The organism is Brevundimonas pishanensis, assembly GCF_022750635.1.
Taxonomy (GTDB): Bacteria; Pseudomonadota; Alphaproteobacteria; order Caulobacterales; family Caulobacteraceae; genus Brevundimonas; species Brevundimonas pishanensis.
This window is the reverse complement of record NZ_JAJKBG010000005.1, coordinates 228526-244253: the sequence shown is the minus strand read 5'-3', so window position 1 is coordinate 244253 and position 15728 is coordinate 228526. Positions and strand designations below refer to the sequence as shown.

General features: G+C 62.0%; 8 protein-coding genes. 3 read left to right on the top strand and 5 right to left on the bottom strand.

Annotation, left to right across the window (positions count from 1 at the left end):
• Window positions 1-220: 220 nt before the first annotated feature.
• The gene (locus tag LOX95_RS11445) at window positions 221-2287 is read left to right on the top strand and encodes an alkaline phosphatase D family protein (protein WP_242914706.1); all 2067 of its coding nucleotides are present in this window, start codon (window positions 221-223) and stop codon (window positions 2285-2287) included.
• Window positions 2288-2293: 6 nt separating this feature from the next.
• On the opposite strand, the gene LOX95_RS11440 is transcribed toward LOX95_RS11445, so the two are convergent.
• From LOX95_RS11440 to LOX95_RS11420, 5 genes are all read right to left on the bottom strand, one after another.
• Window positions 2294-3274 carry an Lnb N-terminal periplasmic domain-containing protein gene (locus LOX95_RS11440; protein ID WP_242914704.1) on the bottom strand — a complete coding sequence of 327 codons (981 nt, stop codon included), beginning with the start codon at window positions 3272-3274 and terminating at the stop codon, window positions 2294-2296.
• A gap of 96 nt (window positions 3275-3370) precedes the next feature.
• Entirely contained in the window at window positions 3371-5068 is a 1698-nt protein-coding gene (leuA, locus tag LOX95_RS11435) for a 2-isopropylmalate synthase (RefSeq protein ID WP_242914702.1), read from the bottom strand.
• 253 nt (window positions 5069-5321) lie between these two features.
• Window positions 5322-6641 (bottom strand): Hsp70 family protein, encoded by a 1320-nt coding sequence (locus tag LOX95_RS11430; RefSeq protein ID WP_242914861.1) that lies wholly within the window; start codon window positions 6639-6641, stop codon window positions 5322-5324.
• Window positions 6642-6761: 120 nt separating this feature from the next.
• On the bottom strand, window positions 6762-8060 hold the full coding sequence (locus LOX95_RS11425; RefSeq protein WP_242914700.1) for a metal-dependent hydrolase family protein: 1299 nt from the start codon (window positions 8058-8060) through the stop codon (window positions 6762-6764).
• Window positions 8061-8184: 124 nt separating this feature from the next.
• Complete coding sequence (locus LOX95_RS11420) at window positions 8185-11199, bottom strand: TonB-dependent receptor domain-containing protein (protein WP_242914699.1); 3015 nt, start codon at window positions 11197-11199, stop codon at window positions 8185-8187.
• Between the two features lie 424 nt (window positions 11200-11623).
• On the opposite strand from LOX95_RS11420, the gene LOX95_RS11415 reads away from it, so the two are divergent.
• Window positions 11624-12529 carry an acyl-CoA thioesterase gene (locus tag LOX95_RS11415; RefSeq protein ID WP_242914697.1) on the top strand — a complete coding sequence of 302 codons (906 nt, stop codon included), beginning with the start codon at window positions 11624-11626 and terminating at the stop codon, window positions 12527-12529.
• Window positions 12530-12602: 73 nt separating this feature from the next.
• A complete protein-coding gene (locus tag LOX95_RS11410) occupies window positions 12603-15680 on the top strand; it encodes a DUF3857 domain-containing protein (RefSeq protein WP_242914695.1) in 3078 nt (1025 codons plus the stop codon).
• The last annotated feature ends 48 nt before the right edge of the window (window positions 15681-15728 follow it).

Here is a 15728-nt window from a genome sequence, read left to right as displayed (position 1 = left end):
GGAACGTCCGGTCTCCCCGAAACGATCCGCCCCGCGCCTGTCTTCCCCGCCGTCGAATACGCGTACTCAGGAGGGATACAGGTACAGGTTGTAACTACATTGAACCCATCAACGCTGATCGTTCAAGGAAAAGGGTTTTTCGGATTACGCCGTATTAACTTGGCGGCAGATCGCGCACGCCCCCAGTCTGCGCGCAGATTTCACTGCGCTAGACCCCGCCATGAGCACACCCGACCGCCGTCAGTTTCTGATTGCCGCAGCCGCCTCTGTGGGGGCCAGCCTCGTCATGACCGGTCCAGCCGGTGCCGCCACCAATGTGCGCGGCATTGCTCGAGACCGCTTTCCTGAGGGCGTCGCCTCTGCCGACCCTCAACCGGACAATGTACTGCTCTGGACGCGCTGCCCGCCGCGCACAGGTCGCGCCGCCGACCTTCAGGTCGAGGTGTCCGAATACGACGACTTCCGCACCGTCATCGCCCGCGATCAGGTCACGCCTCTGACCGAGGCCGACTGGACATGGCGCGTGCTGGTCGGCGGATTGAAACCTTCGACAACCTACTGGTACCGCTTCATAGACGCTGACGGATACGCCAGCCGCACAGGCCGCACCTTCACTGCACCTAACGAGCGCGACACCGCCCCCGTCCGCTTCGCCTTCGTCAGTTGCCAGAACATCAACATCGGGCACGCCACGCCTCTGCGTCGCATGCTGGTCGAGGACATGGCACGCCCCGAGGCCGAGCAACTCCAGTTCGTCCTACATCTGGGCGATTTCATCTACGAGATGATCTGGTCCCCCGCCGATCAGCCACAGGTGCAGGGCCGCACGGTTAACGAAATCGGACCACTACCAACAGGCCGCCGTGTCGGCACTATCCAGGTCCCCACCACAATCGAAGACTATCGCCACGTCTATCGCGCCTATCTGGCCGACCGCGATATTCAGGACGCCCGCGCGCGCTGGCCCTTCATCTGCATCTGGGACAATCACGAGTTCTCGAACCGCTGCTTCCAGAGCCAGATCAATTATGACGACCCAGTCCCCGCGCAGTCGCTAAAGGTCGCGGCCAATCAGGCGTGGTTCGAGTACATCCCCGCGCGCGTCACCGGAACGACAGACGGCCTTCGCCGCTTCCTGCCGCCAGAGGTCAGCGACACGCCATTGGTGGATATCGACGACCACGGCCTCTCGCACGAGCCGAACAATCTGGCCGCCATCAACAGTCTGAGCGTCTATCGCGCCCTACGCTGGGGCGCGAACGTCGAACTGATCCTGACCGACAACCGCTCGTTCAAGTCTCAATCCGTCGCCGAGCAGGACATCGCCGCGCCATTCATGCCGCGCGGCTTCCCATGGTATGCGCCGCAGGATGTGATCGAGGTGCTGGACGCAGGCCGCGACTATCCGGGCGGTGCGCCCGACACCCTGACCTATAACGGCGAAGCGGTCCCCAATCCGGCCCGCGACAAGCCCGCCGGAAGCATTCTGGGTCAGCGTCAGAAACAGTGGTTCAAGGAACGCCTTGCCGGATCAACGGCCCGCTGGAAGCTGTGGGGCAACTCGTTCGGCATGCTGCACCGCCGCACCGACTTCCGGAACCTGCCCGACGGTTTCGAGCCGAAATGGCCATCGGCAGGCTATGCCCTTTCCGGAACCGACGACTGGTGCGGCTATCCCGCAGAGCGGCGCGAGCTGCTAAACTTTGCCAAGGATCAGGGCGTGACCAATCTGGTGTCGCTGGTAGGTGACCGCCACGCCTTCTTCGCGGGTTATCTGTCGCCGGACCTTCCGCCACAGGACTATGCGCCCGTCGCCGTGGAGTTCGTGGTCGGCTCCATTTCCACGCCATCCGTGTTTCAGGCGGCGGAGGCGGCCCTGCCGCTGGATCGCCCGCTCTCGCCCTTCTATCTGGCGCGCAAGAACGGCGAAGGCCCAGTCCTGCCCGCCATGAACATGGCGGTGCGTTATGGCGTCGAGTCCTGTCGGGAATATGCCCGCTCCGGCGACATCGAAGCAGCCAAGTCCGTGCGTAATCCGGACGTCGCCCCACATCTCGCGTTTGCGGATCAGGGCGGCCACGGCTTTGCAATCCTGACCGCCACGCCCGATGACCTACGCGTCGAGTTCATTGGAACAGTTCGCCCTGACCACCCCGCCACCACACCCGATGGTATCGAGGTATCCTATCGAATTGCCCACCGCGTCGCGCTGTGGGCCAAGGGCAAACAGCCGCGTCTGGAACACCTCGGCACCGAGGGTCACGCCGATCTGGTCACCGACCTTTAGGTCCCGCTACAACCCTTGTCTGATTGCCACCGAATAGTCTGCGCCATCCGGCAGGGCGCGAGCTTTTTCGGTCACGTGCGCCTTGGCCTTGATCTCGTCCAGCGGACGGTCGTGGGCGATGACACCGAGGTCGTACAGATAGTCCTGCGTATAGCCCGACAACAGAATGCGCCAGTCCATCGGCAAGCCCGGAGCCACCGCCCGCGCCAGCTTCCAGATCACGGTCGTGCAGTTGGTGGTTATGGTCTGGTACCAACGCGGCTGAGCCGCCAGATCGTTGCCCAAGCCCACATAGGACAGGAACAGACTGCGACGCTGTTCCGGCGTCATAGTCAGGCGATAGATGGACACATCCTCGTTGCGCGCATGGGTGCGCAGTTTGACGATGTCCTCCTCGGTCGCGCCGATCAGCACCAGTTCAAACTTCTTGAAGAAGCCGCCTAGTTCGGAAAACTTCTCATGCTTCTCGCGGCGGATTTCCGCCGAAAACACCACATACTGCCCATCGCTAAAACCAAAGCTGATCATGGTGTGGGCTATGGCTTCACTGGCCCAAGTGGTTCGGATGAAATCCACATGCTCCAACTTGTCCAGATCAACGGTCTTGGTGATCCAGCGAGCCTTGCCATCATCACGCGTACGCCAGCGGAAGTCGCGCACATTCTTCAACTGCACGACCGAGCCGTCTATGTTCGCCTGCACACCGCGCGACAGCTCCGGTGCCCAGTCACGGTTTTGTAGCGGATGCACCTGCGCCCACCCGACCGCGACCATAACCACCATAATCCCGAGCACCGCCCACGCCCGCTTGGCACCCATGGTGGAGGCCCACAGCACCATCCCCGCAATCAGCACCGGAAGCGCATAGACCCACCATCCCAACGCCCCAAGTTGGAAGTGAACGGCCAAAAACGTCCAAGCCAGAAACGGCACGCTGACAAACAGGCTTCCCCACGCCCAGCGGCGCTTCGCAGAATTCGATTTCAACCAGGCACCCATGCGCAAACGAAAGCGGACCCATGCCTAGCACACAGGTCCGCTACGTCACTCTCAAGTGTTGAACATCCCGAAAGGATGCACTGATCAGGCCGCCAGCGTCTGTTCCTGACGGATGGATGCGGTGTTGGCTGCGCTGATGACCGCACGGGCCGAGGCGGTGGCCACGTCGGAATCCATGCCGAAGCCGAATACCGTCTGGCCATTCTCCATTCTGCACTGGACATAGGCGGCGGCCTTGGCGTCCGAGCCCGCGCCGATGGCGTGTTCCTGATAGTCGACGATCTCGAACGCCGGACCGCCCGCTTCGCGCATACCGTCCAACAGGGCAGAGATCAGGCCGTTACCGCGCCCCGTGATCTGTTGCACCTTGTGGCCGATTTTCACATCGCCGGTGAAGACACGCTGGCCGTCGCTCTTGGCAATGCCGTGCTCGGCAAAGGTCATCAGCTCGAACTGCTGCGGACCTTCGGTGCGATAGGTCTTCTGGAAGGCATCCCAGATGTCGGCACTAGTCAGTTCGCGGCTGGTCTGATCGGCCAGTTTTTGGACCGCGCGGCTGAAATCGGCCTGCATGGCCTTGGGCAGTTTCAAGCCCTTGTCCTGTTGCAGCACCCACGCCATGCCGCCCTTACCGGACTGCGAGTTGACTCGAATGACCGCCTCATAGCTGGCACCGATATCGGCAGGATCGATCGGCAGATAGGGCACGTTCCAGATCTGGTCGTTGCGCTTCTCTTGAGCGTCAAAGCCCTTCTTGATCGCATCCTGGTGCGAGCCCGAGAAGGCTGTGAACACCAACTCGCCCGCGTAGGGATGGCGCGGATGCACGTCGATCTGGTTGCAGTATTCCACCGTCTGGACGATCTCCTCCATGTTGGAGAAGTCCAGCTCCGGCGAGACGCCTTGGGTGTACATATTCAGCGCCAGCGTCACCAAGTCGACGTTGCCGGTACGCTCGCCGTTACCGAAGATGCAGCCCTCGATACGGTCTGCACCGGCCATCAGGCCCAGTTCCGCCGCCGCTACGCCCGTGCCACGGTCGTTATGCGGGTGCAGCGAAACGATCACCGCCTCGCGGCGCGTCAGGTTGCGGATCATCCATTCGATCTGGTCGGCATAGATGTTCGGCGTCGAGCATTCGACCGTCGCCGGCAGGTTCAGGATCATCGGCTTTTCGACCGTCGGCTCCAGAATGTCCTGAACGGCCTCGGCCACTTCCAGACTGAAATCCAGTTCGGCAGTGGAGAATGTCTCGGGGCTATATTCAAAGCGCCAGTCGGTATCGGGACGTTTCTCGGCCTCTTCGCGCAGCATCTTTGCGCCTTCGATGGCCAGCGCCTTCACACCCGCGCGGTCCATGTTGAACACCACTTCGCGCCAAGCGGGCGAGACGGCATTATACAGGTGGACGGTCGCGGTACGCGCGCCTTCCAGCGACTCAAAAGTCTTCTGGATCAGGTCACGGCGCGACTGGGTCAGCACCTGCACCATCACATCCTCGGGGATGCGGTCTTCGCGCACCAGACCCGAGATGAAGTCGAACTCGGTCGCGCCCGCCGACGGGAAGCCAACCTCGATCTCTTTCACGCCGATCTTCAGCAGCATCTCGTAGAAGCGGGTCTTCTTTTCCGCATTCATCGGGTCGATCAGCGACTGGTTCCCGTCACGCAGATCGGTGGACAGCCAGCGCGGAGCCTTGGTGATCGTCTTGGACGGCCACTGACGGTTCGGCAGGTCGATTTGCGGGAAGGGACGGTATTTGACCGAGGGGTCGCGCAGCATGGGATGCGCCTCTCTTGGATGTGCAGATTTTTATCGGGAGATGTGCGGCGAACAGCGCGTCGCCACCGAGGCAGCCGTTAACCCCGGCGGCCGCGCATAAGTCGCCCAAGGGCGAGTCCGAGTTGGAACTTCATCTCAACCATGGGGGCGGTCACTAATATACCGCACCGCAAAAATCCACCCCCAAAGCGGGATTTAGCAATCCATCTTGGAAATCAAATCCCGCAAGGAGCGTTGGGTGCAAGTTTTATCCTTAGAAGGATTTACTCTCGCTCCACAGATCGAGGTCCGTTTCCTGTCCGATCATAGCCAGACCCGAGGCAATAGATTCGAACTCGCTACCACTTTCGATCTTTTCCGCCCCGAAGCGCTGCAGGAAGATATCGCGAACCGCAGGCACAAAAGATGTGCCGCCCGTGAGGAAGACGCGGTCCACACCGTCCGCTGCAATAGCCGCTTCGTCCAAGGCACGATCGACGGCATTTTCCATTGCTTCCAGATCGGCTGCGATCCAGCCCTCGAAATCGGCGCGGGTCACATGGGCGCGAATATCGATATCGCCGACAGCGAAAACGAACTCGGCTGATTCCTGCGATGAGAGCGCGACCTTCAGGTCCGACACGGCGCGGTAAAGGGCATAGCCGTGGTTGTCATCCAGCACCTCGACTAGACGCTCGACCTTTTCCGGCTCCTCGGCATCGCGCACCAGCAAGCGGATATCCTTCATATCGCGCGACGCTCTCAGCAGGGCCAGCTGCTCCCATTTGGCGAAGGCGGTGTAATAGCGCTGCGGGATCGGCAGGACCTTGCCCAAGCTGGTGTATTCCGTGCCCTTGCCCAGCTCCGGCGACACCAGTTGGTCGATGATACGGTAGTCGAAGGCATCGCCTGCAATGCCCACACCCGCCCGTCCCAGCGGGGTCGAGCGCAGCCCTTCCGGCGTCGGCTCGAAACGGATGATGGAAAAGTCCGACGTACCGCCGCCAAAGTCGGCCACTAACACGGTCGCCGCCTGCGTCAGATTGCGTGCGAAATAGAACGCGGCACCAACCGGCTCATAGGCATAGCGAATGTCTTCGAAGCCCAGCTGCTCGAACGCTGCCTGATAGCGTTCCAGCGCCAGACCTTCCTTCGGATTGCCCCCTGCAAACGTCACCGGACGACCCACGATCACGCGCGGCGGCAGGTTCTGCATCGCCTCGCCGCCATACTGCTTCACCTGTTTCAGGAAGGCGGCCAACAGGTCCTCGAACTTGTATCGTTTGCTGTCGATCACCGTCTCGGTGAAGGCGCTGCTGGCAGCGAAATTCTTGAACGACTGGATAAAGCGGGTCTCGATCGGGTCTTCCAGGTAAGCCTCGATGGCCCACGGACCTGCGGTGATCACGCGCTCGGCCACGCCGCCCGCATTGTGCACCAGCTGGAACCCCAGCGCCGAGCGCCAGCCCTTCTCCGGCCCCTCAGGTCCTTCCAGCGTCATGACATGGGTGTCGCCCCCCGGCTGGCTGATGGCCACCACCGTATTGGTAGTTCCAAAGTCGATACCGATGGTGGGATGCGTCACAGGCTTGATCCGGCAGGCAGAAACAGGGGGCGCTCCCCCTACAGCAAATCGGGGGCGATTGCGCCCCCGCCAAAAGGAAAAGGCCGCCCTCCTTTCGGAGGACGGCCCCTGCCCCAAGCCTGTTAGGGCTTACTTGTTCTTGTAGACGTTACCGGCACGCATGACGAAGTCGACGTCCATCAGGGTCGTGACGTCTTCCAGCGGGTTGCCGTCAACAGCGATGATGTCGGCGCTATAGCCTGCGGTGATACGGCCGATCTCGTTACCGAGACGGAAGTGGTCAGCCGCATTGATGGTCGCCGCCTGAATGGCTTGCAGCGGGGTCAGGCCAGCCTCGACAAGCAGTTGGAACTCGCGGGCATTGGTGCCGTGCGGTGCCACACCGTTGTCGGTGCCAAAGGCGATCTTCACACCGGCGCGGTGGGCGCGGCGGGCCATGTCCAGCATCAGCGGACCGGCTTCCAGCGACTTCTGACGCTGGAACGGGGTGAACTGGTTGCCCGGACGCACAGCTTCGCGGGCGACAAAGTCACCGGCCAGCAGGGTCGGTACCAGATAGCGGCCGTTTTGCTTCAGCAGACGGATGCCTTCTTCGTCGATGAAGGTACCGTGCTCGATGGAGTCACCACCGGCGCGCAGGAAGCTGGCGATACCGTCGGTTCCGTGGGCGTGGGCGGTGACCTGACGGCCCATGAAGTGGGCAGTCTCGACGATGGCCTTCAGTTCGTCATCCGAAAACTGCTGGTTCAGGCCGGCACCGGTGTCGGACAGAACGCCGCCGGTGGCCGAGATCTTGATGATGTCCGCGCCGTTACGAACGCGCTCGCGCACTGCACGACGGCAGTCATCCGGCCCCGAACAGACCGCGGTCGAGCGCAGGATCGGCACGAACTGTTCGGCCACGCCGTTGGCATCGCCGTGACCGCCGTGCGGGGTCACCATGCCGGTGGCAGCCAGAATGCGCGGGCCTGCGGTGCGGCCTTGCTGGATGCTGCGGCGCAGGGCCACAGCCGACTCGCCCGGCCCGCCCAGATCGGCGACGGTGGTGAAACCGGCTTCCAGCGTGATGCGGGCATAATAGGCCGCATTCAGAGCCGCGTCGGCCGAGGTGTTGGTGTATCGCGAAGCGCGGTCACCGTCGCCTTGCTGGCTGCTCAGGTGGACGTGGCTGTCGATAAAGCCCGGCAGAACGAACTTGCTGGACAAGTCAACAACATTGCCCTCGCCAACAAAACCGTCGCGGATTTCCTTGACCTTGCCGTCCTCGATCACCAGCGTCTGGCGCTCGGCGACACGGCCCGTTGCCGGATCGGCCAGCACGCGACCGGCGTGGACGTACGACACTTCGCCCGCAAAGGCTGCGCCAGCCGAGGCCAGCAGGGCAGCGACCACACCGGCGGCTAGACCCTTCTTCAACGATACTTTCATGCTTTCCTCCTCCGCAGCGCCGAAGGCACTGCCCCATGAGCTTTCACTGTCGCCTTGCCGGTGAAGCTTCGTCCACCGGAAAAGCGTGAAGGGAGCCTCCTTTGAAGGAGGCCCCCGATTGGCATCAGAACTTCTTGGTGACGGCGACCGAATAGTAGCGACCCAGAACGTCGTAGTTCTGCGGGTCATAGGTGCCGCGCACGTCGCCCACCTGCGGGGGTTCCTCATTGAACAGGTTGGTGACGGTGAACCGCACCGAGGTCTCCCACGGCAGGTCCACACGGGCGTTCAGGTCGAACACGTCGTAGGCGTCCACACCGCGCGTGGTGCTGTTCGGCGAGGTCACGCGTGCCGAGTTGATCATCTCGGAGGTGTGCCTCCAGCGCAGGCCGACATTCCACTTGTCGCGCGAATAGCCGATGCTGCTGACAGCCTTCCATTCGGGGTGGGCCTGACCGGCGTTGGCCTCGATGGCCGTGCCCCAGGTGCCGGCATAGTCATAAACCGGCGCGCCCGGCAGCGCTTGGATCTCGAAGCTCTGCAGATAGGAGATGGCCGAGCCCAGCGTGATCGTACCGCTGTCGCCAAAGCCCAGATCGGCCAGATGCAGACGCCAGTCGAACTGCACGTCCACGCCCGTCACATTGAACGCGCCGAGGTTCAACAGCGGCTGCAGCGGATTGACCATATTGCCGTCGACCGTGCTGCGGTCCTGAAGCTGGCAATAGTAGTTGTTCGGATCGTAGGTCGGGTTGTTGCCGCCGTCATTGAAGCAGTAGCGGATGGCATTGCCCACACCCAGAGTACCAACCGCGTCTGCCACCTTGATCTGGTACCAGTCCAGCGAGGCCGAGATATTGCTCAGCCACGGCGACTGGAACTGCGACTGGATCACGCCGCCGATCGAATAGGTGTCGGCCGTTTCTTCTTCAAGATCAGGGTTACCGCCGGTCAGCGCGAACACTTGAGCGGCACCGAACTGGTAGGTGTCGATGATGCTGGACGGCACGCCCAGCGCAACACACAGATCGGCGACCCGCTGGCCATTTGCGCCCTGACGGAAAGACGAGCGGGTATCGCACGGATCGCCGTCGGTATTGGCCGCGGTGGCCGTGCCGACGTTGACCGTCGCGGTGGAGACCGGAGCATAAAGCTCGCCCACGCTCGGCGCACGAACGGCGCGGTTATAGCCGCCGCGCAGACGCAGCAGATCGTTCACTTCCCAGTTCACATCGGCCTTGTAGGCCTGAACGCCACCGACCGAGCTATAGTTGGAGTAGCGATAGCCCAGATCGACTTCCAGCGTCTTGATAAACGGCAGGTCCTTCAGCAGAGGAACAAGTAACTCGGCGAAGATCTCGGTCGAGTCGACATCGCCCGACGACGGACGCAGTTCCGAATAGCCCAGAATGTCGCTGGTGCCGTCCGGCTGCGCCAGAAGCGAGTCCGGCTCGAAAACGAAGTCGTTGTAGCGATAGCCGACACCCGCCGCGAACCGCACCTCGCCCGCAGGCAGGTTGAACAGGCCGCCGGTTACGCTGGCCTCGGCCATACGCTGGCTCAGTTCATTGGTATTCTTGGTACGACGTGTGACGTAGTTCACGCATTCCGGCGAGGGCGCGTGGGCACCGAACGGGTTGAAGCCGCCCGCGCACAGGTCGCTGCCGCCCGTCGGGCTGTACAGAAGCTTGCTGATGGCCGTGCGGGATACGCCGCCGGCCTGAACGTTCTCGAAGTCCGAACGCGACACACTGGCATAGGCTTCCCACGTCCAGTCCTTGTAGCCAACCTGCCCCGAGAAGCCTCCGATGAACTGATAGACGTCATAGGCATATTTCTGCAGACGGGTGCCCGCGAAATCCAGATCCTTCCAGAACGAGAAATCGGCCGTCGGATCGGGACGCGAGGCCAGCAGGCTGGCGAAATCCGCGCCGATATAAGGGTTGGTGACCGGCACGCTCAGCGCATAGGCCAGACCCGCCAGCGTCGGGTTGTAGATACCCTCGGACTCATAGCTGGTCAGCGTTCCCTGCAGGAAGAAATCCACCTTGGGGGTCAGCTGATAGTCGACGCGCGTGAACAGCGAATAGCGCTCGTTGTCGTTCTGGATGCTGTTGTGCGCCCAGCCCCACAGCATGTTGGTGCCGGAAGCGTTCAGGAACGCGCCATCGGTCTCGGGGTCCTTGAGGTTCGAAACCGGCGAAGAGGTACCCAGATTGAACAGGGTCTGGTCGCCAGTATTGAAACCGATCTGGCCATTATAGAAACCGCCCGCACCTACAATCGGTGCTGTTCCATACTGACCCACGAACAGGTCGTTTACCGCCGCGATGCTCGGACGGTTGGTGCCGAACCATGCCGTGCCCTGCGCGATGATAGCCGTGCTCGATTGGCGGTTACGGCGGTAGTAGTAGTCACGCTCGGCCTGAAGCGCGACATCGCGCATCGAATAGTCCAGCGAGATCACCGCCCGCCCGCGATCATCGGCAAAACGGTCGCCCGCGGTCACCGAAATGCGGAAGCTCTCGCCGTCGCCATAGTCGGAAATGCCGTATTGCGATGCGACAGTCACGCCCTGCACATCACGCTTCAGGCGGAAGTTGACCACGCCAGCGGTCGCGTCGGAGCCATAGGCGGTCGAGGCACCGCCGGTGATCACCTCGACATTGCCGATCAGCGCTTCGGGGATGATGTTCAAATCTACCGAACCGTCCGGGTTCGACGGTTGCAGACGCTTGCCGTCCAGCAGCAGCAGCGTGCGCTTGGAGCCGAGACCACGAAGGCTGGCATAGGCTTGACCACCGTTCAGGGAGGTCGAGGACGAGCCCGAAGTGCTCTGCCCCATGGCCCCTGCGAACTGCGGCATCTGCGTCAGGGCTTTTTCGACGGTGACCTGACCGGTGTTTTCAATCGCCTCGGCGGTCACAGACGTCAGCGGGCTGTTGGAGGCATAGTCGCGCCGCGCGATGCGCGAGCCGGTGACGACGATTTCGCTCACCTGCGCGACTGTCTCTTCGCCGCCCTCCGGCGCTTCTTGCGCAAGCGCCGCTCCTGCCGAAAGCGCGGCATAGGCACAAGCCCCCGCCAGCAAGGTGCGGTGAGCCAAACGGCCCGTCGAAAAACGTCCACCGAGGCGCATTCGCGTCTCCCCCATCACATACAACTCTGACAAACAGCATTGCACTCGCGGCAAACCCCTCGCCTGCCGCATGGGAAAAATGGTCGTTCAGCGAACAGATAAATTCAAGCCAGTAGAGCAAAAAGGTTTCTATTTTCGCCAATCGAAAAGAATATAATGCTTAATATTCTCTCCAAGGCCGACATATGGGAGAAATATTCCAGCAATGTCGCGCACGAGTTGTGCGTAAGCAAAACTCAACCGCAAGTGCACCACGGCTTTCGATATTGGAAAGTTCTTGCTCAATCCGACCGCTACTAGAGGTTGCGCATCACAGACAAGCGCACGGTCGTTGACCCTAGGCAAACTAAGCGCTTTTGCTTGCACCTGTGCCCGCCAAGGCTGATGATATGGCCCTCCCCTGATAGACGCATCACCGGACATCATGACCGAACTGCCCTCTCCCAAAGATCCCTCCTCTCCTTCCGCGCCAGCGCGTGTTGACGGTTTGGTCGATCTACTGACGGTCGAGACGCTGGATACCGATCTTTACCGCGGCATCCCGCTGCCGGGCGGCAAGGGACGGGTCTATGGCGGGCAGGTTGTGGCACAGGCCCTCCAAGCGGCGCAGCAAACCGTCGAGGGCGGGACCTGCCACTCGCTGCATTGCTACTTCATGCGCCCCGGTCAGGAAGGCCGCCCGATCATCTTCCGCGTCGCCCGCGACCATGACGGGCGCAGTTTCTCCACCCGCCGCGTCATCGCCTCGCAGGGCGGCGAGCCTATCCTGAACATGTTGCTGTCGTTCCAGGTGCCCGAAACCGGCCTCGAGCATCAGGACACCATGCCCAGCGTGCCACCGCCCGAGGCGTTGATCCCCGAGATCGACCTGTGGCGCGCCGTCGTCGATCACCTGCCCGAAGCCTTGCGCGACTATGCTCTTCGTCCTCGCTCGATCGAGTTCCGACACGTCTATGTCCGCAACCCGATTGCGCCGACACCGGAGGAACCCCGCCACGCTTCGTGGTTCCGCACCTCAAGCCCCCTGGGTGACGATCCGGCCATGCATCGCGCTGTGCTGGCCTATGCGTCGGACATGACCCTGCTCAGCACCTGCGGGTTGCCACACGCGATCGGCTTCTTTGATCCGAACTTCCAGATCGCCAGCCTCGACCACGCCATCTGGTTCCACAACGACTTCCGCGCCGACGACTGGCTGCTGTACGTGACGGACAGCCCTTCTGCCTCGGGCGGACGCGGCTTCAACCGCGGCCAAATCTTCACCCGCGACGGCAAACTTGTCGCCAGCGTCGCGCAGGAAGGCCTCATCCGCAAACGCGCGCCCAGATAAGGGTTTTCCCCTATTTTCCGCCCCGCCGCTCTGCTAATCGAATTATGGCAGAATATCGACAAAGGGCGTGTGCGTGAAGAAACTGGCATTGGCGACGGCAGCATGGCTGCTGAGCACCTCAGCGATGGCGGGAGAGGTCATCCTTCGCGCCCCCGCGCCCGAATGGCTTCCGGCCGATGCACCGCACCTGTCGAACCGCCCCGATGTCCCCTCGCAGCACGTTAGGTATGAAAGGATCGAAAGCCATACGCGGGCTTTTGGCACCCATACCGAGACCTATCTGCGGGCGAGGGTAAAGATCCTGTCGCCGCTGGGACTCCAGTCAGGGTCACAACTCGCGCTCAACTGGAATCCCGCTTTACAAAGCCCCACCGTTCACTCCGCCAAGCTGATCCGCAACGGCGAGACGCTGGACATCCTCGACAAGGGCGACTTCACCATCCTGAGGCGCGAGGCTGGGCTGGAACAGTCGCGACAGATCAATGGCATCCTGACCGGCGTCCTCATTGTCCCGGACGTTCGCATCGGCGACACCATCGACTTTGCCTATTCGGTCCGCACCCAGTTCGATGTGTTCGGCAATCCAATTGAGTCCCTATCCGTGCCGGTGTTGCCCGCGCCGATTGATCTGGCGCTCTCGACGATAAGCTGGCCGTCCTCAATGAGGGTGCAAACCCGTGCGGGCCGTTATAGCACCGTGCCGCCGACCACCGAGCAGGGCGGGTTCAAGATCATCACCGAACGGCTTGTCGACGCCGAGGCCGAAAGCTATCCGGAAAGGTTCGCCGCCCGCTCTATCCCCGACTACGCCTGGCAGATCAGCAGCATTCCACAATGGAGCGTCATTACCGACTATATCCGCCCGGCCTATCAGCAGGCGGCGACCCTGCCGGACGCCGCCGATCTGGCAGCCCATATTGCGCGGATCAGAGCCGAGCACACCACGCCACAAGCGCGCGCTGTGGCCGCCCTGCGACTGGTTCAGGACGAGGTCCGCTATCTGGCTGTAACGCTGGGCGAGGGCGGCTGGCTGCCAAGCTCCGCCAGCGAGGTTTGGGCCAGCCGACAGGGTGACTGCAAGGGCAAGACGGTGCTGCTCGTCGCCATCCTGAAGGAACTGGGCATCGACGCCGTGCCCGCCCTTGTTAGTTCGGAAAACCTGCCGCTCGACAAATACCTGCCGATGGTCAGTGCCTTTGACCACGTCATCGTCAAAGCCAGGATCAACGGCGAAACCCACCTGTTGGACGGCACCCGCATCGGAGACCGCAGCCTGAGGCCGGACGTTCCGCTGGCGCACGAATACATTCTACCGGTGGTGGAACGTGCCCAGCTCGAACATATCCCCCTTCAGCTTCCGCCGCGCCCGATGAGCTTGATGCAAATGGAGATCGACCTGTCGGACGGGATCTATAGCCCTGCCCGATTGACGCTGACGGATACCGATCGCGGGGACAGGGCCACCGAGATGCAGGCGGCAACCGGCATGGCCTCGGCAGCCGAGATGACCCGCTGGTACGACGACCGCTGGACCGAATTCCTCAAGGAATACGGCACGATTTCGGACCTCAAGAGCCAGTGGAAGTACCGTGAGGACACCCACGAGTTCGTCGCTACAGCCACGGCCCGCATCACATTTGACTGGACCAACGGCCCCGTCAGCATCCCGCTGGCCCACGTCACATGGAAGGGGATCGAGCCGCACGCAAATCCGCGGTTCAAAGATGCCGATTACGCCGTCTCCTTCCCCAGTTCATCTTCCTTCCGCACAAGCTTGATCCTGCCCGAAGACCACGATGTGCTGGACGTTTCCGTTGAGCCGTATGAAGTGGACGCCGGTGCCACCCGGTTCTTCCGCACCGTCGAGCGCAACGGCAACCGTCTCGAAACCGACCGCGGCTCCATCAATTTGCGTCCGTTTGCGACCCCCGCTGAAAGGGCAAGCGAACAAGCCAATATGGACACCTTCAAGGAGATGAGGGCCACCATGCGGCTGCGGTCGGGCTACAGCCTCACCGCCTCGGACCGCGAGACGCTGAACACGGCCGACGGCAACAATCCGGAAGCAACCCTGCGACGCGGCTACGCCCTCTTTAATGCGGCCGATTATACTGGTGCCATCGGCCAGTTCGACGCCGCTATCGCGGGCTTCTCTGCGCCCCACGCCAATGCACTGGCCAACCGCGCCCTGGCCTATCTTGCGCTCGAAGAGTTCGACAAGGCGCGCGCAGATATCGCCGCCGCCGAAGCTGCCGATCCCACCGACACGATCTTGTTCCATGCCAAGGGACGGCTGGCCGAAATCGAGAAGGACGATCTGGAGGCTGTTCTGGCCTTTACCGGCGCGCTCAACAAATGGCCGCAGAACACGCATGCCCTCTATCGTCGGTCGGCAGCCTATGAGCGGATGGGCCAGCACGCGCGCGCCCTTGCCGATCTGGAGCGGATCGCCACGATCAAGCCGGATGAGAGTGGCCTCAAATCTGAGTTGGCCGGCCTGCTCCTGCGCATAGGGCGACCACAAGAGGCGATGGCACAAACCGCCGCCTTTGCCGAAGCCGTTGGCTATCCGGATGCCACGACATCCTTCTTCGTCGCCATGGCCAGAACTTCCGCTGCCGAGCTCAAAACAGCAGAGCCTGCCAAGGCAGAAGCTATACTGACCGATGCTTTGAGCGTGGAATCGGACTTCCCGTCCCTTCTGATAGACCGGGCGAGCATTCGCGAACTGCGCGGCAACACACGCGGCGCGGCCGCAGACCGCGCCCGCTTCGAGGAATTGACCCGCATCGATCTGGATAACCTGTCCGCAGCCTGCGTCTCCAAAGCCTTGATGGCCCAAAGTCGCGAGGCGGCTCTTGAGGTCTGCGACAAGGCCGTCGCCCAAAAGCCGAACGACGCCGGTCTGCATGTCCGCAGGGCCTACCTCCTCTACATCCTAAACCGCGAGGAAGAGGCCATGGGCGTCTATCGCAAAGCCATCGAACTAGCCCCGGATAACCAGATAGCCCGATACGGTTTGGGTAAGATGTTTAAAGACACCGGGCAGGAGGCCGAGGGCGAAGCCATGATGGCTGCTGCCCTTGAAGCCGACCCGAACGCCGACGAAAGCTTTGCATCCGAGCCTTTGATAATGGTCCGCACGGATTAAGGCGCAACAAAAAGGGCCACCCCACCGGGCGGCCCTTTTCTCTTGTCC